Origin of the sequence: Streptomyces sp. NBC_00989 (genome assembly GCF_045162655.1) — a bacterium.
Lineage (GTDB): Bacteria > Actinomycetota > Actinomycetes > Streptomycetales > Streptomycetaceae > Streptomyces.
On the sequence record NZ_CP108729.1, the window covers coordinates 166,356 to 187,048 of the forward strand.

Sequence of the window (20,693 nt, forward strand, 5' to 3'; positions counted from 1 at the left end):
GTAGGCCGCTCCACTCACGTTCCGGCAAGGAGAACCCGCCCATGACGCCACTCACCGACACCGTCTCCCTCACCGACAAGAACCTGGACACCGCCTACGCGGCCGTCGTCAACGAGATCGGACGCACGGACAACAAGTCCTCCTTACTGCTCGCCTTCAACGGCGCGGTCCTCGCCGGTCTCGCGTCCGTAGCCGACAACGACCTGCCGCCCGTGACGAAGGTGTTCGGCGCGCTCGCCGTCCTCGTCCTGGGCGCGGCCGCCGTGCTGCTGCTCCTGGTCGTCAGGCCCCGCCTGGGCGGCAATGACCGGGCGTCCTTCCCGTACTGGGCACGCCTGGACGACGACGAGATCCGCGCCTGCATGGACGGCGACACCCGCGCCGCCCGCATCGGCGTCCTGTCCGGCATCGCCGTACGGAAGTTCACCCACCTGCGGCACGCGGTCGACCTGTCCCTCGCCGCGCTGGCCCTGCTCGCGCTGGCCGCCACCAGCCTCGCGCTGTGACCGCGCCCTCAGCCGCCCGCACACGTCTGGAACGCGTCCGCGCCTCGGTCGCAATCGCCTCCCTGGCCTTCCAGCAGATCGAGGACGACCTCAGAGGCGACGGTATCGACGCGGTGGAGCTCGCCGCGATCCTGCGCGAGTTGAGCGAGGACACCGACCCGCCCGGCGGGCTCATGGCGTTCCTCGCGCAACTGCTCACCGCTGCCGCACAGCGAGCCGAGCACATCGAGCCCGACCGCGACGGCGACGCCTCCTGCCCACTGCACGAAGCCGCCGCCCTGATCACCGACAACGTCGGGCAGCGCCTGATCTGGGCAGCCAACTCCCTTCACCCGCAAGGAGATCTCGCATGACCTCACTCGTCTATCCGCAGATGCCGGATAGCTGCCTGGTCGTCCTCATCGGCGCGTCCGGGGCGGGCAAGTCGACGATCGCGTCCACCTGGCCCGCCTCGCAGGTCCTGTCCCTGGACGCCCTGCGCGAAGCGTTCAGCGACGATGCCGGCGACCAGGACGCGACCGGCGACGCCGTCGACGCCCTGCACCTGCTCCTGGAGCGCCGCATGGCCCGGCGCAAGTTCACCGTCGTCGACGCCACGAACGTCACCCGGGCGGCGCGGGAGCCGCTGGTCGCCGCTGCCAAACGGCACAACATGCCCGTCATCGCGGTCGTGGTGTCCACTCCTGCCGCCGTGTGTGTGGAACGTCAGATCCCGAGGCTGGCCAACCGGACCGTGCGGGACGACACCGTGCTCGCGCAGCACAAGTTGATGGTCCACGCCCACCCGCAGCTGCGCAGCGAAGGCTTCAACGACGTCGTCGTCGCCGACAACAGCCTCTACCGGCTCCTGCCCTACCTGAAGCGGCTGAGCGACGCTCGGACCGCCGACCTCGGACTGGACGGCGGCGACGGCCTGGGTGACCTGCTGCTCGTACGCCGCACCTTCGGCCCCGAGATCCTGCCCCTGTGGCGGTGGAAGCCCGGCTCCAACCTCGCCGGCGGCGACCGCGTCGGCGAGATCCGCCTCGGTCAGATGTACCTCACCCTCGCCCTCCGCAACAACGTCGACGGCGACGGCGACATCGGGTTCGACGTGATGCTGCCGTGCCCGCACGACGACGAGTGCACCGGCTACGCGTGGGCGCCCGCCGACAGCATCACCTCCCTGTTCGAGGCCCTGAACGGTGACTTGGACGACAGCGAGGACATCGTCTGCACCGTCCACGGCGGGACTGACGACGTGGACCATGAGGGCGTCGACAGCGTCGGCAACAGCGACCAGGACGACGCTTCCGAGGTCGGAGGCGACCTCGAAGAGCAGACGATGGAGCCAGTCCGCGGATGATCACCGAGCCCGACCCCGGTGTGCCGGCTGCGACGGCATCGGAATCGCCGTCGGCTGACTGGAGACACTGATGGACGCTGTCCTGGCAAGCCTCGTCGCCGTGACCGGCACGCTGGTCGCCGCTTTCGGCGGGTTCGTCGTCCAGGTCCACATCAGCCGCAGGGACCAAGTCCGAAAGACCGCGGCCCAGTTCGCTCACCGGCTCTCCGTCCACCGCGGGCAGCTCTACCGCCGCTGGGAGATCGCACGTCAGGAGAACCCTGACCCGCAGGAGCAGCGGGCCGCAGGCGACATGAGCGACACCACCCGCGGCGACATCACGCTCGCCCTGTACGAGTTGCGGGTCCTGACCCGGAACACGCGCCTGCTGCGGCTCGCCGAAGAAGCCGTCGACGCGACCTATGCCGTGAAACGCCGTGGCGAGGACCTGGCGGCGGTCACCGAAGCCGACATAGATGCGCGTCGCAAACGCGGACTCGCCGCGGACACCGCGTTCCTGACCGCGGCGGCCGCTCTCTGAACCTTTACGCCGTAAAGACCCGTCGGCAGACCACCCCGGGTCGCGCACATCGCCCTCGCCACCAGTACAGGGCGGCACCGTCCTGCCCGGCCACGCACGCGGGGCACGCCTCCGGCTACCAACCACCGGGCGTGCCCCACCAACCCCCGATACGGAGGCACTTCGAGATGACCACACCCCTACCGCAGTCCGCAAGGACTCCCCAACCCCCGCCCGCGAACGTCGCGCTGGGCTGCAAGATCTGCGCCGGCCGCCCGGCGATCCGCCTCCACACAGTCAGCGTGGGAGCCCCCGCGGCCCTGCCGAGGGCGGACCAAGCGGCTGCCGAGCACGGCGGCGGCGCTCACGTCCATCAGTCCCTCCCCGACGACCTGTACGTCGTCGTACGGGCCGACGACCGAGCCGACGACGAGGCGGGGCAGCCGTGAACGGGATCCTGATCGCCGCCGCCGTGCCGGCGGCCGGATGGGCCGCGCACGTCGTGTGCCTGTACCGGCGCCTGGCCGCTACCCGCCGCGACCCTCTCACCGGGCTCCTGCGCCGCGACGCATACACCGCCAAGGCCCAACGGCTCCTGCGCCGGAACCCCGACACGGCCTTGGTGGTGATGGTCGACCAGGACCGCTTTAAGCGGATCAACGACACGCTCGGGCACGCGGCCGGCGACGTGGTCCTGCAAGCGACCGCCGCCCGTCTCGCTGACTGGGCGGGGCCTCACGCTGCCGTCGGCCGCCTCGGCGGTGATGAGTTCGCCCTCGTCCTGCACATCGACCCCAACCACCGCCATGCCCGGCTGGGGCAGCTCGTCCGGATGCTCCACGTGCCTGTCCCCCTCGACGACGAATGGCTCGTTCCTGTCGCCGCATCGGTCGGGGCCGCCGCCCCAGATCTGCTCGGCACGCACTCCCTGAAGCTCCTCCAGCGTGCCGCCGACGCTGCCCTCTACGACGGCAAGCACTCCGGTCGAGCCGTCCTCGCGGCCCCCCGGCACGCCACCGTGCCGTCCGCCAACGGGCGCAGGCTCGGCCGCCCCGGCACCGCCCGCTGGGGCCAGGCCGCCTGACCCCAGCCCGGGCACACACCTCCCCTCCACCCCGTCCGTGAACGCGCCCCGGCATGCCGCTGCCAGCCCGTCGGCAGCCAGGGACGCCGTGAGGCGACCAGACACAGGAAAGCGATGACCAACCAAACCACCGACGCCGCGCCCCGAGCTCCGTTACCGCTCGGCGGGGCCCTGCGCAGCGCTGAAACCGAACTTGCACGTCTCCGCGGCCGCATCCGTACGGTCACCGACTTCATCCATGACGAGGTCTACGACCTGGATGCCCGCCGCGCCCTCGCACAGCGTCTCGGCCTGCCCGCACCCCGCCAAGCCCCGACGCCGGTGAACAGGAACGGAGCCACCCCGTGATCGAGGTCGCCCGGGCCTGCGCGCTCTACCCGCTCGCCGCCTACCAGATCACGAACTGCCTCCTGCGGGCCGCCCTCACCACCGCCGTACGGCAGGCACCCGTGCTTCTCAGCCCACCAGCGAGGCCGCCCATGCAGGAAGCGAGGACCTCGGCGTGAACAAGCTCGTCGTCCACGAGCCGTATGCAGTGCGCGCGCTGACGCTCTGGCAGCCCTACGCCTCCGCAGTGGCCGTCCTCGGAAAGGACATCGAGAACCGCGGCTGGCCGCCCGGGAGCTTCCGCGGACTGATCCTCGTCCACGCCGGCCTCGACACCGACCGTGCGGCCCTGCGCCACCTGCCCCACGACCTGGAGCTGCCCAGGGGTGCGGTGGTGGCCGTCGCCCGGATCTCCGGGGCGCACACCGACTGTGACGGACAGTGCAGTACCTGGGCCGACCTCGAGGCGGAGTGGCACTGGGAACTCTCCGACGTCGTCCAACTCCCCACCCCTGTCACAGGTGTGAAGGGACGCCAGCGGATCTGGGTGCCCGACGACGACCTGCGTCACCGCGTAGCAGCAGCGCTCCCCCAAACCGCTGCCGGCCTCGCAGCCCATCTCCGCAGGGAACCCGCCGCGCCCACCTCCGACGCTGCCCGTCCGGCCGTGCCCGCGACGCCCGCACAACCCGGAGGGAGTTCAGCGTGTCTGTCCACACCCACCCGATGACCTTGAGGGGAACGCTCGCCGACCCCGCTGTACTCATCGACGGCCAGGCGTATTTCCGGCTGGCGTACACGCCCGAAAGCCACAACAGCGCCCCCGCGGGACACGAACTCGAAGTCCGCGAGGCGGTGCTGCCCTGCGCGCTCGCCGACCCCGAGGCCGCTGCGGACCTCGCCGCGCTGCCACCCGGAACCCCGGTGACGGTCAGCGGCTACCTCGCCCTACCCGACACCTACACCAGCGACCTGCGCCTGGTGGTCAACACCGCCGACACTCCGCCTCCAGAGCCGGGACAGCCCGTCGCATTACGGCCCGCGCTGCGACTGGTCCGCACGCGTAACCGCGCCGGATCGCCCGGCTGACCGCGCCCGTCACCACCCCGTTGAAGAAGGAACTCCCCAATGACGACTTCCGTCATGCCCAAGCCGCAACTGGCACTGACCGTCGCGCAGGCCGTCGCCCTGACCATGCTCCGCGACGGCTACCGGCAGCGCCAGATCACCTTCCGCACCGGCACCGAGCCCAACGACCTGTACCGCCTCGCCGCCCTCCACGACATCACCGCCCCGCACGGCACGGTCGAGGGACACAACTGCCACGAAGCCCGCGACGAAGACCCCTGCACCACGTGCACGCGCGCCCACGGGCGAGCACACGCCCGCGAGTACGCCCAACGACGCAGGACGGTCGGTGCCCTCCCCCGCGCGCTGCGCCCCCGCGGCCGGAAGATACGGAGGGCCGTGAGGTGACCGCACCCCTGCCCATCCCTTCCCCTGGTGAAGCCGACCGGCTGATCATCCTGGACGGCTACCTCGACGACGGGACGCTCCCCGACGGTCTGGCCGCCGAAGCGCCGGTCCGGTTCCAACTGGTCGTCTCTCCCACCGAAGACCGCATCGACGAACTCGTCATGCCCTGCACGGTCACCAACCCGGAACTCGCGTACGCGGTCGTCAACGACCTGGGCGCCAACGACCTGCTCCGCGTCAGCGGGCATCTCCTGCTCCCACACGACCCCCGTGACGGAATCCGGCTGGAGGTCAGCGCCATCCGCGCACTGGAAAACGGCATCGACCTCTGCCAGTCCACCAGCGAGGACGAACTGGGACCCGCAGTCCTCTCCGAGCACGGGTACATCGAGCGCTACGCCGACTACCAGACCTGGAACGACCCCGACACCTACCTCACCAGCATCTGGCACGCGTCCGGCGAATGGGTCAACTCCACCGACGACCCCAGCACCCTCAGCGACCTCATCGCCGCCCACCGACGGCGCTCAACACCCACTCCCGCCAACGACACACGTACGGAGCCCGCCCCCGTGCCCCCGCCCAGCAGGCGACGCCCGACGCGCCTGCACCGCGTCCGGAGCTGGCTCCGTCAGACCTGGCTGAGCAGCGTGGGGCATCCGTAGACCCTCTGACCAGCACCTCGAAACGGCCCGGGGCGGCCGCCGGCACGTGAGCCCGGCCGCCCCGGATGCCACCCCTCACGCACCAGGGAGCCCCTCGATGGACATTCGCATCACCTCGTTCGGGTACCTCCACGGGCCAGCCCCCGCCGGCGCCCACATCCAACTCGACCTGGCCCAACACTTCCGCGACCCGCACTTCGACCCGAGCCTCCGCGCCCTGACCGCCCGCCACCGCAAGGTCGTCCGGGCCGTACGGAACACGCCGGGCATCCGGCAACTGCTCGCCGCCACCGTTGCCCAAGCCCAGTCCTACGCCCGCGGCCCCGGCGCCGGGCAGTACCCGTTGCACATCGCGGTCGGCTGCGCAGGAGGGAGGCACCGCGCCGCCGTCACGGCCTACCTGCTGGCCCGACGCCTTCGCCGCCGCGGTCACCAGGTCGATCTCCAGCATCGCGACATGCACCGGCCCGTCGTCGAACACGCGGCCTGACGGCCCCCCGTGCCGCCCCACCCCCGCCGCGGGCTGGGGCGATGCGGAGGCCCGGACAGCCCGGCGCCTACCCCACAAGGAGCGTTCGTGAATCTCTCGTACTCCACCGCGCGCACCCTCGGCGCGGACCTGCTCGACAGCATGAGCGTGGTCGGCGGCGTGGTCGTCGGCACCACGGTCGGGCGCATCGCACACGCCCGCACCACCGACCAGCACGGCTCGGCCAGCCGCATCGCCGCCGCCGTGGCCGCCAGCCTGACGGCCGCCGTCATCACCGACGGCGTACTGAACACCGCCACCGGCTCGTGGCGCAGCACCCTGAACACCGCCGCCCTTGAAGCTCACGCCACGTCCTACGACCAGGCACGGCCCCGTATCGCGGCGCAGGCCGCCACCGAAGCCGCGCGAAAAGCCAGGTCCCGCTGGTACTGGAACGACCCGCGCAACCCCGCCGGGCATGACGCCCTCTGGCACGGCTACGAGGACGGCACCGCCACCTACTACCTGGCCCCCGGCCAGTACCTGCGCTACCAGCCCAAGCACAGCGAACTCGGCACCACGCTGTCCCTGGACTGGACCGAGCAATACACCCTGGAGACCGCGGACGGCACCACCGTCCTGACCGGACCGGCCCACCTGCTGCAGCTGCTCGACTCCCGCCACACCATGCCCATCCCCGCCATCGAGCGCACCGAGGAACTCGTCCGCATCGTCGACCGGGCTCTCGCCGAACAGCCCGGGGACGACCTGACGTGCCCGAGTATCACCAGCGACGCCATCCGTCGCCGGGCGGCCGCTCAAGGCATCGTCGACGTCACGCACACCGAGGCCGTCGACGTCATCAACGAGCGCCTCCACCAGCGCAGGCTCCGTCTCGCGCCCGACCCCGACGGCCACGACGAGCTGCCCACGCCGCACGCGGAGGCGGCCCGGTCATGAACGCACCCGCCATCGAACCGATCTGGGACCCCGTCGAACGGCTCGGCGACGCGCTGCGCGCGGGGCTCGGGGAGGCCTGGGAACCGACCATGGGCTCCGGCGCCCCAACCGCGATCCTCACCAACGCCGCCGCGCGCCGGTCGGTCGGCGCCGACCCCGACCCCGAGACATGCCGCATCACCCTCCAGGCATGGATCGACGGCGGCGACGGCCGCACGCCGACCGCGATCTACACCGCGGACATCACCGACCACCGCGACCTCGCCCACTGGCTGTCCTGCGGCGACCTCACCGGGCCCGCCGTGGTGATGGCCCGGACCCTACGCCTGCTGCTCGCCCAACTACCCTCCCCCAGCGGCTCGCAGGACAGGGGCGACAAGTGAGAGCACCTGCCCAGGCAGAGCAGGGATGGGACGAGGCGGCCTTCAACTGCGGGCGGTGCGGTGCCAGGAACCGTCACCACCGAGGACAACTACCTGAAGACCGTCGGCGCCCACCGCGACGCCCACGCGGTATTCGACCGCCTCAACCAGATCGAACGTGACGGCCTCGCCTCGACCCTGCGCGTGGTCCTGGCCGATCCGGACCTCGGCCGGGAGTTCCTGGCCCTCATGGACAACAGCAACCAACTACCCGTCTGAACCCCAACACCCAGGAAGGAGCGGCTCCGTGAGCCTGACCGGCAAAGAAGAAGGCATCGAGCACGGCACTCTGCGCGGCTACCGGCAGCACACCCGCAGGAAGGTTGAGGTCACCGAAGCGTGCGGCTGCCTGCAGGCCAAGCGCGACGACGAAACGGCCAAGTCCGAGGCGCGGCAGGCCGACAACGCCCCCCGAGCTGACCAGCACCGCTGGAACGGCGGGAAGTTCGCCGGCACCTCCCGCCCGGAGGCGAACACCGCCGTACGGGCGCCCTGCACCACCGACGGCTGCGGCCGGCAGTCCGTCGGCTCCTTCCCCGAGCATCGTGGCTGGGTCCGCGTCCACGTGGCGGGATCGACCGAGCCCGCCCGCGACTACTGCTCAGGCGCCTGCGCGACGTACGGCATCGCGCTCGCCGAACTCCGCATGGACACCGCTGCCGCCTGAGCTGACGGCCGCCCGTGCCACCCCAACCCCGCCTGCGGGTCGGGGTAGTGCGGCCGGCCGGACAGACCCGACCGGCCCCCAAGGAATCCCCGAGAGGAGGACCACCCTCATGACCGTTGTTCAATTCGACCCCGCCTCCCGCAGCGACCGTCCTCACGAGGACACCGGCCCTGAGCCGATCGTCGCCCTGCACCAACGGGTAGAAGCCTTCGACCTGTCGCAGCGCGAGCAGCAACGCGACGAAGAGGACGCCTTCCAGGCCGTCTTGAACGCCGGCGCCGTCCTCACCGGCTCCATGCCGGACACCCTCGACACTGTGGTGGAGCCGATGTCCTGGACCGGGCACCCGCCCGTCCCGGACCGGCAGTTGATGGCCTCTGCCGTCACCTACCTTGGCTCCGCAGGCGGAGAGCGCGGCTGGTGGCTTCACTACACCCGCCGCGACGAAGGCTCCGGTGAGGACGATGGCCTGGCCCACGTCCTCACCCTCATCGCCCCCTGCTCCTGCGGCACCTACCTCAGCGTGGAGTTGGCCGACGAGGACCACCTGATCGTCCTGCTGGACGAACTCGACACCGCCCCCGGCGCCCCCGTCGACTGCGACTACCGGCTGCGGATCCGCGCCAGCAGCTACGCCGACCCCGCCCACAGCAGCGTCGAGCCGTCTCCCTAGGCCCCGCTCGCCGCCCCATCGCGCGCGGACCGATGTACACCCACCCCTACCTGGTGACCTTCCGCCTGCGGCGCTGGCCCTGCCCGCCGCGCACGAGGCACTGCCCGATGACTACCAGCCAGTGCTGGGTCGTGTCGTCGAGGTCGCCAACCTCATCGGCATCCATCCGGACCAGGGCCATGCACTCCCTGGTCCGAGCGTGGCAGTCACCGCTGGGAACTCAGCACCATGCGGCGCCTCCAGCCGGTCAGGGCCCGCGGAGTACAGGGCCTCTGAACTCCTCAACAGTCCCTGCTCGACAAGATCGCCGCCGACAACCCGGCCCACGCCATACGGCTCGCCGCATAGCCCTCGCCACCGCACCCACCAGGGCGGAAAACCGGAGGGCCAGCCCATTCCCTGGCCTGACGCTCCCGGCCGCCTCACACCACAGACAGGAAACCGCTCGTGAAGATCACCGTGGAACACGCCGCTTTCGCCGCCGCCGTCACCTACGTCTCACGCGCGCTCCCCGCCCGGCCGCCCGTCCCCGTCCTCGCCGGACTCCGCCTCGACGCGAACAACGGCCGACTACGCGTCAGCGGCTACGACTACGAGGTCTCCACCGACACCTCGGTCGCCGCAACCGTGACCAAGAAAGGTCGTGCACTGGTCAGCGGGCGGCTGCTGTCCGACATCGTCTCCAGGATCCACGGTGACGTACATCTCGAACTCAAGGGCCCCCGCCTGGTACTCCGCGCCGGAGCCGCTCGGTTCACCCTGCACACGCTGCCCTTCAGCGAGTACCCCGCCTTCCCGGAACCCGGCAGCCCCGCCGGCACACTGCCCGGCCCGGCCTTCGCCGAGGCCGTCGCCCAAGTCGTGTGCGCGGTCAGCAAGGACGACACCCTTCCCTTCCTCACCGGCATTCAGCTGCACCACGACCAGAAGGCCGGCACCCTGACCCTGGCCGCCACCGACCGCTACCGATTCGCGGTGCGCACCATCCCCTGGAAGAACTGCGACCTCACGGCCGACCACACCGCACTCGCCCCCGGCAAGGCCCTCCTGGACGCCGTGAAGACCGCCGCCGCCGACACCACCGTCGACCTCACCCTCGCCGGAGTCGCCGGGGCCGACAGCCTGTTCGCGGTACGCGGCGAGCACAGCACCACCACACTGCGCGCCCTCGACGGCGCCCTGCCCACATTCAAGAACCTGTTCCCCACCAAGTTCCATCACACCGCGACCGTGAACACCGCCGCACTCAAGGCCGCCGTTCAGCGCGTCGCCCTAGTCGCGAGCAAGGACTCCCCGGTGAGGCTCACCTTCACCCACGACAACACCCTCCGTCTGGAGGCCGGCACCAGCGACGAATCCCAGGCCATCGACACCGTGGAGAGTCCCCTCGAAGGCGATGAACTCACCGTCGCCTTCAACGCCGTCTACCTCCTCGACGGCCTCAACGCCCTCACCGCCGACACGGTCGACTTCCACTTCGTCACCCCCACCAAGCCCGCCCTCCTACGCGGCCACGACACCGACGACCAGGCGCTGCAGTACCTCCTCATGCCGGTCCGCCTCAACGGCTGACCCGTCACGGAGACCGACCCGCGGACACCTTCCGCACCACACGATTCCTGAAGACGCCCCTCCGTCTTCACGCCGTCAAGACTCCTATCGACACCGGCAGCGAAGCCCCCGTGAGGAATCGCCCCCACATCCTGCGTAGCTATCCCCCCGCTCCACGGCGCTCCGGCGCCACCCCAGCCCGGGCCCGAGTGCTTCACAGCACACAGGCCCGGGCTTCCGCGTATCCGCCTGAACCCCGAGGGGAACCCTGATGTCGCTGGCCGCACCCCTCGCACCCCTGCACACCGAACGTGCCGATCCCGACGACCACCAGCAGATCATGCGGCTGGCCATCAACCGGGTCGCACGCGCACGCGGTCTCGCCGCTCCCTGGACCGTGGACCTGCCCCCGCAGACCAACGCCCGGGTCACCAAGCTCCTCGACCGCCAGGCCGACCTGGCCGGCTGGGACGAGAACCAACTGGGCGGACTACGCGAACAACTCCTGGACCCTGACCAGCGCAGCGCATCCGGCGCCTGGTACACCCCACCGCCCCTCGCCCACTCCCTCGCCGGCGGCGCCCTCCACACCCTGCTCGAACACGACCCGGACCACCGGCCGGAGCGGATCTGGGACACGATCGCCTTCGACCCGGCCTGCGGCAGCGGAGTCTTCCTCGCCTACACGGCGCGCCACCTCACGGCCTACTACACCGAGCTGCTGCGCTACCACGGCGCTCCCCGGCCCGACCAGGACAAACTCACCGCCGCGATCGCCCAGTCCTGCGTTTTCGGCATCGACACCGACCCCGTCGCGGTCGATCTCGCCAAATCCGCCTGCTGGTTCGCCGCCAACGGCGCGGCGCCCATCGACTTCCTCGACGACAACATCGTCCACGGGAACGCGTTGAACGCCGACCTTCCGCCGGCCGTCACGGACCGCATCACCCACGACGTCCCCCTCGCGATCGTCGGCAACCCGCCGTACAAGGACAAGGCCCGAGGCGCCGCGCCCTGGATCGAGAAGCGGCGCAGCAAGAAGCCCACCCCGGAAGACCTCGCGCGCCCCAGCCTCGACGAATTCCGGACCCCCGGCCAGGGCCGCATCGAGCACCACCTGTCCAACCTCTACGTGTACTTCTGGCGCTGGGCCCTGTGGCGCGCGTTCGAAACCCGCCAGCACGCAGCCACGATCGCCTTCGTGTCCCCGTCGGCCTGGCTGATCAGCCCCACCTTCAACGAGATGCGCAGCCGCATGCGGGCCACCGCCGACCACGGCTGGGTCATCGACCTCACCCCGGAAGGCAAACGGCCCCCACTGGACACACGGATCTTCCCGGGCGTCGGCCTCCCCCTCTGCGCCGTGGTCCTACGCCGGCTCGGAGGACCTCGCCCCGACGAGATCGCCGACATCAAGTGGCAGAAGGTCACCGGCAGCCGCGACGAGAAACTCGACGCCGTCGACCGCGTCCTCTACGAAGCCCTCGTCTTCTGACCACCCCGGCCCGACGGGCCCGTCCCAGAAACGCGAGACGCAATGTCCCCAGATCGCAGCAAGGCGGCCAAGCCCGCCCGTATCCGCCGCATGCGCACCAAGGGCTGGCGAGCCGGAGAAGCGAAGATCGTCGACCGCAGCAGCCGCTACGGCAACCCCTGGCGCATCAAAGGCAGTGTCCTCATCAACCCTGACGACACCACCCAGAACCTGCCGACTCCCGAAGCGGCCCGGGAGGAAACCAGCAACCGCTACCGGACCTGGCTGGACGGCCACGGCCCCGACACCTACACCGTCGGCCGTAAGACCTTCGACCGGCGCCGCGTCCTCACCGGCCTGCCCCGTCTGAAGGGACGTGACCTGGCCTGCACTTGCTCGCTGCCCCGTGCAGGCGAGCCCGACCACTGCCACGCGGGCGTCCTCCTGGACCTTGCCGCCCAGCCCGAGAGGAGCACCACGTGACTGGCCGCATAACGGTCCCCTCGCCCTGCGGCTACCCTGCCGCGACCCTGCACCTGACCATCGACACCGCCGAACACCGCCGCCGCCAGGAGATCGGGCTCGGGCACATCAGGGACTCCCACTGCGCCCTGCTCGACACACTGATGTCCCTCCCCGCCGGCATTCCCGTCCCGCTCGACGTCCTGAGCCGACGTCAGCAGCAGGCCGTGAGCCGAGCCCCCGCCGGCGTCCTCGACCTGGCCCTCGGCATCGTCACGCGGCACGCCGTCCGACCCTGCCGCGTCGACCTCGCCACTGTCCATGCCACCTGCACCCGCGACAGCATCGCCCGGGCCAGCAACTACGCCCCCATCTGCACCCGCGCCGTCGTCACACCCACACCACCCCGCCGCAACTACCTGCTCTCCGAAGCGGACTTCTGGGGAATCGGCGTCTTCCTCGACCACGGCCACGGCGACCTCGAGACACTCGTCCCGCCTGAACCATGGCGGCCGAAGCGGCACACGCCAGCCGCATGGCGGTTCGCGGAGACCGCATACGCCTCCTACCTCACTCACGCCTCCACCTCCGCAACCACGATCCCCAGCCACGCAGGAGAAGCACCCCGTGGGTGACAGCACCGGCATCGAATGGACAGACCGCACCTTCAACCCCTGGTGGGGATGCTCACGGGTCTCAACCGGGTGCAAGAACTGCTACGCAGACGACAACGCCCGCCGCTGGGGCCACGACCTGTTCCACCGGGACGGCGACCGCCGCATGATGTCCGAGCAGTACTGGCGGAAACCCCGGACCTGGAACCGCGAGGCAGAGCGCACGGGCGTACCCCTCCGGGTGTTCACGGCCTCCATGGCCGACGTCTTCGAGGACCACCCTCTCGTCACCGCGGCCCGCGAACGGCTCTGGCACCTCATCGAGGAGACCCCGTGGCTGCGGTGGCAACTGCTGACCAAGAGGCCGGAGAACATCGCCACCATGGCGCCGTGGGGAGAGACGTGGCCCGACCACGTGTGGATCGGCACCACCGCCGAAGACCAGCGCTGCGCCGACGAACGGATCCCCCATCTTCTCCGGATCAAGGCCCTCAGGTTCCTGTCCTGCGAGCCACTCGTAGAACAGATCAACCTGGAGCCATACCTCGGCAGCAGGCGGCCCGACACAGATTCTCGCGACGCGCGCATCAGCTGGGTCATCACCGGCGGCGAGTCAGGAGCGAAAGCCCGGCCGATGAACCCGGACTGGGCCCGCAACCTTCGCGATCAGTGCCGCCAGGCGGACACGGACTTCTTCTTCAAACAGTGGGGAACATGGGGTCCCTCGGGCCGTATCGCCATCGGCGGCAATAGGCCCGGCATCATGCTGGTCGGCGATCCAGTCGACAACCTCGGACACCGCACAGAGATGATCCGCCGCGGGAAGAAACAGGCCGGCCGACTCCTGGACGGCCACCTCCACGACGCCGTGCCGTCCCTCAGCCCTGCCGCACGATAGCGCCCCGGGTCTGACTGCCCGCGCCAGACCAACGCCCGGCTCCAGACCCCGTCTTGCGCGCTGCCGTGACGCAGGTCGGGACAACTCCCCCGCCCTCTCTACGGCGGAACGACCGCGAGCCATCTCTCGGGAGCCGCGGGGGACAGACCGTTCACCCATACATGGACCGCCGCCCAGGGGCGCCGCGGCCGCCGACGACCTTCACGAAGGAAGCAGCAATGTCCGCGAGCACGGACTACATCGAACCTGCCCACCGCCCCGCCACCTGGGCGGCCATGGCCCGCGACTACGCCGCACGCGGCTGGCTCCGCCACGAGATCGCCTCCGCCCTGTGTGTCGACGAGCCGACCGTCGACCGGCTCCTCGCCGCCGGAGATGCCTCGCCCGATACTGCTGCCGCTGAAGACACCAGCGAGCGCGCGTCCGAGACCGAACCCACCACGCCGGATGTGCATTCCGTCTGGGAGGACCTCGGTTCGTGACCGCGCCAGCTACCCGCACTTGGCGTCCGGACGGGCCAGGCTCGTTCCAAGCGCCCCAGGGCGTGCACGCCGTACGGGACCAGCACGGCCGCCTCTGGACTCGCGGCCCCACTCGGTGGACATGCACCGGCTCGCACTGGATCCGATGGCGTGTCCTCGTCGCCGAGCACGGACCGGTCACGGAAGCGTGCGCCCTCCCCGCCCACCAAGACACGCCCGGCAAGGGGCAAGCGGCAGCCACAACCGCCCAGATCCCCGCTGACCATCCGCCTGGATGCGATCTGTAGCCGGGCCGCGAGCACGGCTCACCACCGTCGGCTCGGGCTGATCCGAGCCCACACCTCTACACCGGAAGTACAGCAGTCCGCCCCGCGAGCCCGGGGCGGGCCGTCAACCCTGCCCAACTCCCCTGCCGAAGGAACCCATGACGACCAACCCCCAGGAACCTCATACCGCGGCAGCCGCCGCAGCGACCGCCCTGATCGCCGCGCACCCCTCCCTCGCTGCGGAATCGGTGGACGTCACTGACGTGACAGGGCTCGGACCAGCCGCCCTGATCCAAGTCGACGACAGAGAGACCCTGCGCGCCTGGGCACAGGCTCTGAACACGACCGGCCACACGACGGGCGCAAGCGCCTACGGCACCACGGAGCCCAGCCACGACGGCATGCCGGACTGGCTGTGGTGGCGCATGACGTACATCGACACGACCGTCGACCAGACACCCATCCGACTGTGGACTATGGAGACGTCCAACCAGCCGCGCGCCCTGGCCGCCCTCCTCGCCGCCACGGCACACGCGGCCAACGGAACTACGCGGCGGACCGCGGAACCCTGCCTGTGACCGCTCGGCGATCCTGCACATCGCGGACACCGACCCCTCGACCACGAAACAGACCGCTGATGACGCGACGCATACGCACCTCACCCCGTCCGATACGACGCTCCGCAGTCCTGTCCGCGTGCGGCCGGTACCGCAACCTGCTCGCACGCGAATGGGCAGACACCGGCAAGACAGCCTGCTTCCTCCTCTTGAACCCCTCCACCGCCGACGCCACCACCGACGACAACACCAGCAAACGCTGCATCTCGTACGCCCAGGCCTGGGGCTGCGGAAGCCTCCTCATCGTCAACCTGTACGCGTGGCGGGCCACCCAACCCCGCGACCTCGAAGCCGCGGACGACCCGGTCGGCCCGGACAACGACGCCTACATCCAAACAGCCGCTGCGGTTGCCGAGCACACCAGCGGCCCGCTCGTTGCCGGTTGGGGGACTCACGCTCTCCCCGATCGTGTCGCGGACGTGCTCGCTCTTCCCGGTATGCACCGGCTGAGCACGCTCGCCACCACCAAAGCCGGCCACCCCCACCACCCCCTGCGCCTCCATGACGGACTCACTCCGCAACCCTGGGAAGCCCGGCCCGAGCACCGCCTGGACTCCCAGGACGATCGCTACGCGGTCGTCCTCGCACGACCTGATCTGCCCGACATCCGTCTCGGCCCCTACGACTACCTCCACCAGGCGATGTCCTTCTCCACCAGCCTCCGCCTGCAGAGGCACAACACCCAGCATGTCGCCGGCACGACCGTGGGCGTGCACCCCTTCCTTCCCGGGCTCGACCACGCCGACCCGCAGGTACCGAAAGACCCCTACGAACTGGCCACGTTGATGCACTACGAGCCGGGTGGGGACGGCACCGGCCGAGACTTCCCCGACCTATGGTCGCGCCTGTATGCGCAAGAGGGGTATGAGGGAGCTGTCCGTATCTGGAAGAGAGCGTGTGCCGCGTACGACGGGTTCCTCGGCTCCGCAAAGTCCGGATGACGCACCCGGCTCCAGCGACCGACTGCCCACACTGACGTGAGGCCCCGCTTCCCCGGAACTGTCCGGGGAAGCGGGGCCTTTTCTGTTTCCCGAGCCCGGCCGGAGCCGGACCGCACCGGCGTCTCCCAGAACGTCAGTCGCCCGGCGAGTAAGGGAGTTGGCCAGATTCGCGCTACCGCGGGAATGGACCGGGCTCGGAGACTCTGGCGAGCGCGGCGATCATCCGCTCCAGACCCCAGCTGGCATCGACCAACTTGGGTAGCCTCCCCCTCTTCTTCAACTCCCCCAGGTGATCCTCGAACTCGTCGTGCTCCTTCTCCGGCGCGAAGACCACGACCAGGTCCTCGAAGTCGAAGTCGAAGTCGCTGACGTGGCGCCACTCCCGCTCCCACCAGAACTCCTTGCGGGTCTCTCGCGGCTTGCCCATTGTTTCGATGAAAGGGGTCAAACGCAGGATGTCTGCCTTCGCTGCCGCCTCCACTCCTCCCTCGGACGAATCGCCGGCGATTCTCAGGACCTCATCGACCATGTTGTCGATCGGGTTGGTCAGAAAGTCGTGACCGGGCGTCATGTCGAGGTACCACACAGGGTTGGCGCCCCTACGCCGCACGAAGGTGCGGGTGAAGGCCAGGCCGTAGCCGTTGAACTTCATGGTGCGGTTGGGGATCTGCTCGCACATCATCCACGCATGTTCGAGCGGCGTCTCGGTGAAGCAGACGGTCCGCTGAGTGTCTGCTACGGCCTCGTGCTTCGCGGCAAGGTCGCGTGCCATACCGAAGACGTTGCGGGCCTCGATCGAGCGATCTCTCAAGATCGCCTTTAGGTTGTCGCTGGCGGTGTCGCCCGCGGTGGCACGAGTGAAGTGGACCACGAAGGCGGACAAGTCGGTGCGCCGATGGAGCAGGGCCTCGATCGATGGCATGGATGTCTCTCCTGGAAGATGCCGTGACGGGGTGACCAGTGACAACGCAGCGAGTCTGGCCAACTCTCCGGCGACTGGCCAGGTTTGGCGCCTGGCCACATCGACTGCGGGAACGTCGCTGACTGTTGGATTCACAGACTGTGAATCAACCGGGGAAGGCAGACTGCTTCCATGGCACGTCCCTCCCGGAAACCGACTCCACCTACAAAGCCGCTGCTCAAAGCACCCATGCGGATCGGGAGTTTCAATGCTGCCGCCACCATCAGCGAGTTGCGCCGCCTCCATGCGGCAGCCGAGGACCCGGACCTCGACCAGATGGCGGCCGACGACGAGGTGTACCAAGCTCTTCTCTACCTCGAAGCGCACGCTGGCGCCCTGAAGACCGAAAGCGCACAACGGGAAGCCGCGGTCTACCGCGTGAAGCTCTGGGAGTACGTACGAGAGCAGACCGACGTCCACCAGGCGAAGGCCATCGCCCATGCGCGCGCCGCAGGTGTGGAGTGGGCGGACCTGGCTCCGGCGATGGCCGTCAACGCCCCGAGCGCGGCGTACAACAAGGCCGTACGCATGCGGGCTGCACTCCTCGTTGACCCTGACACCGGCGGACGGGCCCTGCGCCGCACACCCGAAGCAGTCCTGGAGGCCGAGCGTGCGGCATCTGCACGAGTTGCCGCCGAGCACCGCGCCCAGGCTGAGGCAGAACGTCGGCACCGAGTCCTCGCGCCCGTCGCCCAGCGCCTCCTCGATCACCGTTCCGGCCTCGACAACGAGGAGAACGTCACCTACTGGCTGGACCAGATCGATGCCGTACTCCCCTGCCAGACCCCCACCCAGTTCGTCAGTCTCGAAACCTACGTCCAGGCGACGGTCCGTGCGCTGCGGCAGGTCGAGCGAACAACGGCGCGGCCAGCAGCGACCACCGTCGACGCTCAACTCGCCTATGCGGCAGCGGTCGAACTCCTCCCCCAGTGAGACAGGCGACAGTCTCACCAGAGTCCCGCCCGATCCTGGACGCACTCCGGGGAGGCGGTCGCCGTCCAGCCCGGCGTACGCACTCCTGCCCCTGCGTCGTGCCGGCTGGAGCTGAAGCGGTCCTGCGGTGAACCGGCCGGCGGACGGACACACCGAAGGGCCACGAGAGAGCTCTGAGGGGACCTCCCGACCTAGCACACAGCGACGCGAGAGTCACAGAACGGACACGGCGGGCACCCCTGGCCGCTGCGCCGGTCATCATCGGTGACGTGATGACAGCGTGGTGGCGCAATTGGAGATTGCTCGTCGTTGCTGTCGGTGCCCTCCTTGGCCCCGCCTGTTTGGTCTATGGGAGTTGGCGCCTCGCGCAGGGCCAGTTCGACGTGATCGACGGCTTGCTCGTGGCCGGGGCGTTAGTCGGCTCCGGTTCCGCAGTCCGGACCCTTCTCGTCGTCACTGGAGTCTGGGCACCGAGCCTTCAGATGCGGAGACTTGAACTCCCGAGCGAGGTACGGATTGCTTTGCCCGGTGGTTCGGACTCGGATCAAGAAGCAATCGAGCTGCTCCTGGAGGAGAGCCGCTTCGACGGATCTGTTTCAACGGATGGCGGAGATACCTATGTCAACATCTTCGTCGCGCTGCCCGGCGAAACGGAATCGGTCGGACGGCTGGGCCTGTCCACGGACTACGAACTCCTCCTGAGCATCGGCCGCCGTCACACTGCCAGCATCGTGCAGGCCGCTGAGGCACGCTGGCCGGCCGAACTGCTCCCCGACGAGGGCTTCTGGCTGCGCGCAGCGCTCCTCATCGAGGGCCAGCAAGTCTCAGCAACGGCGCCGTTCTACCTGCCTTCGCGAGGCGAGAGTTTTACGTGTGACTGCGAGCCCGGTCTGCCGCACAAGGAGACGTGTTCGCCACGGCCGTGGGTACGTTTCCCATTCCGCACCCCTGATCTCTCCGGTCGCATCCGCGGCGAGCTGGTCGTCTACTACGAAGCGGCTGCGGTAGTGGTCGTGCAAGTCGTGCTTCCGGTCGACCGGCCCGGTCATCCGCGCGCGTCGGTCGTCAGGAAGCTGACCAGTTCATTCACGGATCTCGGCAAGCTGGCCGAGCGCACCGCGTCTGTGGTGATGCTGCCGCGGACGCAGCGGGTGGTCGTCAACGGTGTCGGCTTCCTCGACAGCCCGTTCGTGATCGGAGCTGGTGCAGCAGATACCTCGGCGCTCAATGGCCGCACCGCGTTGTTTGAAAGCCATTTCGAGGTGGTCAGGCGGTGGCCGCTGAGAGGCACGCGCCTCCGGTCCTGCTATGACCAGACATTCGCCAAGAGCCACGCTGAGTACGAACGCGATCTGCGGCGCCTGGCCCGGGAGGGAACCGAACTCTATGTACGGTTGTTCAGCCCGCCACGAACCGGCGACACTGCTTTCACTCTGCCGGCGCTACTCCGTCACGAGGCCCGCATCCGCGACAGGCCCCCGACGCTGCAGATCATGGACAAGTCCGATGAGATCGCCATGCTCTGGTCGGCCGTCTACGACCTTCCGATCGGCGGAGATCCCACCCGCTACCAACCGTGCCCGTCAGTGCGGAAGTTCGGACCGGAAGGCGATCACACCGGTCCGATACCACCGGTGTGTCCCTACGAAGACGCCCACCCCGACGACGTCCTCTGCCCCTACGGGTTCTGGGGACTCTCCTGCCTGCTGGAACAGCCGCCGATGGTCCAAGGAGACCTCGGCACGGTCGTCTACGACGGCACCGACAGCGTCGCCGTTCTCGCTGCGGTCGGAGGAACCCTCGACCAGGACCTCACCAACACACACGTGGGAAGACTCCGTGAAGGGCCACCCGCCTGCATGCTCCACCAGCCGGCGATCGCCACGGAAGAGGAATTGGTTTCCGCACTGACGCCGGAGGCCATGGACGTCGTCTACTTCTACTGCCACTGCGGATACGACCGCCGCAGCCCGCTGGCCGCCGCCGACCGCTACCTCGACTTCGGCGGCTACACCGTCAAACCCGTGGACATCACTCGGTGGGCACGCAGCTCTGCAACGGACGCACTGCGCTGGCGACGCCGCCGTCCATTGGTCGTGCTCAACGGATGCCACACCGCCGAGACGACCAGCGGGACCCTCAACAGCTTCGTCCCCGTCTTTACCGGCTGGGCCGGTGCCTCGGGCGTCCTGGGCACCGAAGTCGCTATCGAGCAGGGATTGGCCGGCTGGGCCATGGAGGAACTCTTCGCCCGTCTCCTAAACGGCGAAACCGTCACCGCCGCACTCCACAGTGTCCGCTGGACCATGCTCCGGCGCGGAAACGTCATGGGCCTGGCCTACACCGCCTACTGCCTCGCCAACCTGGTCCTGCGACCACCACCAACCACCCAGGAGTGAAC

At 69.4% G+C, this 20,693-nt stretch carries 29 protein-coding genes; 28 read left to right on the forward strand and 1 reads right to left on the reverse strand.

What is annotated here, in order from left to right; genetic code table 11:
- Positions 1-41: 41 nt before the first annotated feature.
- The 26 genes from OG714_RS55050 to OG714_RS55175 all read left to right on the forward strand — a co-directional run bounded on the left by OG714_RS55050 (position 42) and on the right by OG714_RS55175 (position 16,398).
- Positions 42-506, forward strand: coding sequence for a Pycsar system effector family protein (locus OG714_RS55050; protein ID WP_331732398.1), 465 nt, complete (start codon positions 42-44; stop codon positions 504-506).
- The gene (locus tag OG714_RS55055) at positions 503-859 is read left to right on the forward strand and encodes a hypothetical protein (RefSeq protein WP_331732401.1); all 357 of its coding nucleotides are present in this window, start codon (positions 503-505) and stop codon (positions 857-859) included. Before OG714_RS55050 ends, OG714_RS55055 begins: the two co-directional genes overlap by 4 nt.
- Positions 856-1,851 carry an ATP-binding protein gene (locus OG714_RS55060; RefSeq protein ID WP_331732404.1) on the forward strand — a complete coding sequence of 332 codons (996 nt, stop codon included), beginning with the start codon at positions 856-858 and terminating at the stop codon, positions 1,849-1,851. The genes OG714_RS55055 and OG714_RS55060 overlap by 4 nt, the downstream gene beginning before the upstream one ends.
- 70 nt (positions 1,852-1,921) lie before the next feature.
- Positions 1,922-2,371 carry a hypothetical protein gene (locus OG714_RS55065; protein WP_331732407.1) on the forward strand — a complete coding sequence of 150 codons (450 nt, stop codon included), beginning with the start codon at positions 1,922-1,924 and terminating at the stop codon, positions 2,369-2,371.
- Between the two features lie 167 nt (positions 2,372-2,538).
- Positions 2,539-2,799, forward strand: a complete 261-nt coding sequence (locus OG714_RS55070) for a hypothetical protein (RefSeq protein WP_331732410.1) — start codon at positions 2,539-2,541, stop codon at positions 2,797-2,799.
- Positions 2,796-3,434, forward strand: a complete 639-nt coding sequence (locus OG714_RS55075; protein WP_331732413.1) for a GGDEF domain-containing protein — start codon at positions 2,796-2,798, stop codon at positions 3,432-3,434. Before OG714_RS55070 ends, OG714_RS55075 begins: the two co-directional genes overlap by 4 nt.
- 114 nt (positions 3,435-3,548) lie before the next feature.
- Positions 3,549-3,782, forward strand: coding sequence for a hypothetical protein (locus OG714_RS55080; protein ID WP_331732416.1), 234 nt, complete (start codon positions 3,549-3,551; stop codon positions 3,780-3,782).
- Positions 3,779-3,940, forward strand: coding sequence for a hypothetical protein (locus OG714_RS55085; RefSeq protein WP_331732419.1), 162 nt, complete (start codon positions 3,779-3,781; stop codon positions 3,938-3,940). Before OG714_RS55080 ends, OG714_RS55085 begins: the two co-directional genes overlap by 4 nt.
- Positions 3,937-4,491 carry a hypothetical protein gene (locus OG714_RS55090; RefSeq protein ID WP_331732422.1) on the forward strand — a complete coding sequence of 185 codons (555 nt, stop codon included), beginning with the start codon at positions 3,937-3,939 and terminating at the stop codon, positions 4,489-4,491. The genes OG714_RS55085 and OG714_RS55090 overlap by 4 nt, the downstream gene beginning before the upstream one ends.
- Entirely contained in the window at positions 4,467-4,850 is a 384-nt protein-coding gene (locus tag OG714_RS55095; protein WP_331732425.1) for a hypothetical protein, read from the forward strand. Before OG714_RS55090 ends, OG714_RS55095 begins: the two co-directional genes overlap by 25 nt.
- 39 nt (positions 4,851-4,889) lie before the next feature.
- Entirely contained in the window at positions 4,890-5,237 is a 348-nt protein-coding gene (locus OG714_RS55100) for a hypothetical protein (RefSeq protein WP_331732428.1), read from the forward strand.
- Positions 5,234-5,902: a hypothetical protein gene (locus tag OG714_RS55105; RefSeq protein WP_331732430.1), complete on the forward strand. Its 669-nt coding sequence runs from the start codon at positions 5,234-5,236 to the stop codon at positions 5,900-5,902. Before OG714_RS55100 ends, OG714_RS55105 begins: the two co-directional genes overlap by 4 nt.
- A 97-nt stretch (positions 5,903-5,999) precedes the next feature.
- Positions 6,000-6,392, forward strand: coding sequence for an RNase adapter RapZ (locus OG714_RS55110; RefSeq protein WP_331732433.1), 393 nt, complete (start codon positions 6,000-6,002; stop codon positions 6,390-6,392).
- A gap of 87 nt (positions 6,393-6,479) precedes the next feature.
- Positions 6,480-7,331 (forward strand): hypothetical protein, encoded by an 852-nt coding sequence (locus OG714_RS55115; protein WP_331732436.1) that lies wholly within the window; start codon positions 6,480-6,482, stop codon positions 7,329-7,331.
- Entirely contained in the window at positions 7,328-7,714 is a 387-nt protein-coding gene (locus OG714_RS55120; RefSeq protein ID WP_331732439.1) for a hypothetical protein, read from the forward strand. The genes OG714_RS55115 and OG714_RS55120 overlap by 4 nt, the downstream gene beginning before the upstream one ends.
- A 60-nt stretch (positions 7,715-7,774) precedes the next feature.
- A complete protein-coding gene (locus OG714_RS55125) occupies positions 7,775-7,972 on the forward strand; it encodes a hypothetical protein (RefSeq protein WP_331732442.1) in 198 nt (65 codons plus the stop codon).
- A gap of 28 nt (positions 7,973-8,000) precedes the next feature.
- Positions 8,001-8,420, forward strand: coding sequence for a hypothetical protein (locus OG714_RS55130; RefSeq protein ID WP_331732445.1), 420 nt, complete (start codon positions 8,001-8,003; stop codon positions 8,418-8,420).
- A 109-nt stretch (positions 8,421-8,529) separates the two neighbouring features.
- Positions 8,530-9,093: a hypothetical protein gene (locus OG714_RS55135; RefSeq protein ID WP_331732448.1), complete on the forward strand. Its 564-nt coding sequence runs from the start codon at positions 8,530-8,532 to the stop codon at positions 9,091-9,093.
- Positions 9,094-9,540: 447 nt separating this feature from the next.
- Positions 9,541-10,665 (forward strand): DNA polymerase III subunit beta, encoded by a 1,125-nt coding sequence (gene dnaN / locus OG714_RS55140; protein WP_331732455.1) that lies wholly within the window; start codon positions 9,541-9,543, stop codon positions 10,663-10,665.
- Positions 10,666-10,915: 250 nt separating this feature from the next.
- Positions 10,916-12,139, forward strand: coding sequence for a DNA methyltransferase (locus tag OG714_RS55145; RefSeq protein ID WP_331732458.1), 1,224 nt, complete (start codon positions 10,916-10,918; stop codon positions 12,137-12,139).
- Between the two features lie 42 nt (positions 12,140-12,181).
- The gene (locus tag OG714_RS55150) at positions 12,182-12,601 is read left to right on the forward strand and encodes a DUF4326 domain-containing protein (RefSeq protein ID WP_331732461.1); all 420 of its coding nucleotides are present in this window, start codon (positions 12,182-12,184) and stop codon (positions 12,599-12,601) included.
- Positions 12,598-13,215 (forward strand): hypothetical protein, encoded by a 618-nt coding sequence (locus tag OG714_RS55155; protein WP_331732464.1) that lies wholly within the window; start codon positions 12,598-12,600, stop codon positions 13,213-13,215. Before OG714_RS55150 ends, OG714_RS55155 begins: the two co-directional genes overlap by 4 nt.
- Positions 13,208-14,092, forward strand: a complete 885-nt coding sequence (locus tag OG714_RS55160) for a phage Gp37/Gp68 family protein (protein ID WP_331732467.1) — start codon at positions 13,208-13,210, stop codon at positions 14,090-14,092. Before OG714_RS55155 ends, OG714_RS55160 begins: the two co-directional genes overlap by 8 nt.
- 218 nt (positions 14,093-14,310) lie before the next feature.
- Positions 14,311-14,574, forward strand: coding sequence for a hypothetical protein (locus OG714_RS55165; RefSeq protein ID WP_331732470.1), 264 nt, complete (start codon positions 14,311-14,313; stop codon positions 14,572-14,574).
- 424 nt (positions 14,575-14,998) lie between these two features.
- Entirely contained in the window at positions 14,999-15,418 is a 420-nt protein-coding gene (locus tag OG714_RS55170) for a hypothetical protein (protein WP_331732473.1), read from the forward strand.
- A gap of 59 nt (positions 15,419-15,477) precedes the next feature.
- Entirely contained in the window at positions 15,478-16,398 is a 921-nt protein-coding gene (locus tag OG714_RS55175) for a DUF1643 domain-containing protein (RefSeq protein WP_331732476.1), read from the forward strand.
- Between the two features lie 172 nt (positions 16,399-16,570).
- Here OG714_RS55175 and OG714_RS55180 read toward each other — a convergent pair whose 3' ends face one another.
- Positions 16,571-17,320 (reverse strand): abortive infection system antitoxin AbiGi family protein, encoded by a 750-nt coding sequence (locus OG714_RS55180; RefSeq protein WP_331732479.1) that lies wholly within the window; start codon positions 17,318-17,320, stop codon positions 16,571-16,573.
- A 171-nt stretch (positions 17,321-17,491) separates the two neighbouring features.
- On the opposite strand from OG714_RS55180, the gene OG714_RS55185 reads away from it, so the two are divergent.
- Both OG714_RS55185 and OG714_RS55190 read left to right on the forward strand, forming a co-directional pair.
- On the forward strand, positions 17,492-18,292 hold the full coding sequence (locus OG714_RS55185) for a hypothetical protein (protein ID WP_331732482.1): 801 nt from the start codon (positions 17,492-17,494) through the stop codon (positions 18,290-18,292).
- A gap of 272 nt (positions 18,293-18,564) precedes the next feature.
- Positions 18,565-20,691: a CHAT domain-containing protein gene (locus OG714_RS55190; protein ID WP_406132328.1), complete on the forward strand. Its 2,127-nt coding sequence runs from the start codon at positions 18,565-18,567 to the stop codon at positions 20,689-20,691.
- The last annotated feature ends 2 nt before the right edge of the window (positions 20,692-20,693 follow it).

Bases quoted from the DNA above. Each gene is read 5' to 3' on its own strand.
- OG714_RS55100 (WP_331732428.1), top strand. From the start codon at position 4,890: ATGACGACTTCCGTCATGCCCAAGCCGCAACTGGCACTGACCGTCGCG.
- OG714_RS55180 (WP_331732479.1), bottom strand. From the start codon at position 17,320: ATGCCATCGATCGAGGCCCTGCTCCATCGGCGCACCGACTTGTCCGCC.
- OG714_RS55070 (WP_331732410.1), top strand. From the start codon at position 2,539: ATGACCACACCCCTACCGCAGTCCGCAAGGACTCCCCAACCCCCGCCC.
- OG714_RS55050 (WP_331732398.1), top strand. From the start codon at position 42: ATGACGCCACTCACCGACACCGTCTCCCTCACCGACAAGAACCTGGAC.
- OG714_RS55185 (WP_331732482.1), top strand. From the start codon at position 17,492: ATGGCACGTCCCTCCCGGAAACCGACTCCACCTACAAAGCCGCTGCTC.
- OG714_RS55120 (WP_331732439.1), top strand. From the start codon at position 7,328: ATGAACGCACCCGCCATCGAACCGATCTGGGACCCCGTCGAACGGCTC.
- OG714_RS55080 (WP_331732416.1), top strand. From the start codon at position 3,549: ATGACCAACCAAACCACCGACGCCGCGCCCCGAGCTCCGTTACCGCTC.
- OG714_RS55175 (WP_331732476.1), top strand. From the start codon at position 15,478: ATGACGCGACGCATACGCACCTCACCCCGTCCGATACGACGCTCCGCA.
- OG714_RS55165 (WP_331732470.1), top strand. From the start codon at position 14,311: ATGTCCGCGAGCACGGACTACATCGAACCTGCCCACCGCCCCGCCACC.
- OG714_RS55150 (WP_331732461.1), top strand. From the start codon at position 12,182: ATGTCCCCAGATCGCAGCAAGGCGGCCAAGCCCGCCCGTATCCGCCGC.
- OG714_RS55190 (WP_406132328.1), top strand. From the start codon at position 18,565: ATGACAGCGTGGTGGCGCAATTGGAGATTGCTCGTCGTTGCTGTCGGT.
- OG714_RS55065 (WP_331732407.1), top strand. From the start codon at position 1,922: ATGGACGCTGTCCTGGCAAGCCTCGTCGCCGTGACCGGCACGCTGGTC.
- OG714_RS55145 (WP_331732458.1), top strand. From the start codon at position 10,916: ATGTCGCTGGCCGCACCCCTCGCACCCCTGCACACCGAACGTGCCGAT.
- OG714_RS55170 (WP_331732473.1), top strand. From the start codon at position 14,999: ATGACGACCAACCCCCAGGAACCTCATACCGCGGCAGCCGCCGCAGCG.
- OG714_RS55060 (WP_331732404.1), top strand. From the start codon at position 856: ATGACCTCACTCGTCTATCCGCAGATGCCGGATAGCTGCCTGGTCGTC.
- OG714_RS55135 (WP_331732448.1), top strand. From the start codon at position 8,530: ATGACCGTTGTTCAATTCGACCCCGCCTCCCGCAGCGACCGTCCTCAC.
- OG714_RS55110 (WP_331732433.1), top strand. From the start codon at position 6,000: ATGGACATTCGCATCACCTCGTTCGGGTACCTCCACGGGCCAGCCCCC.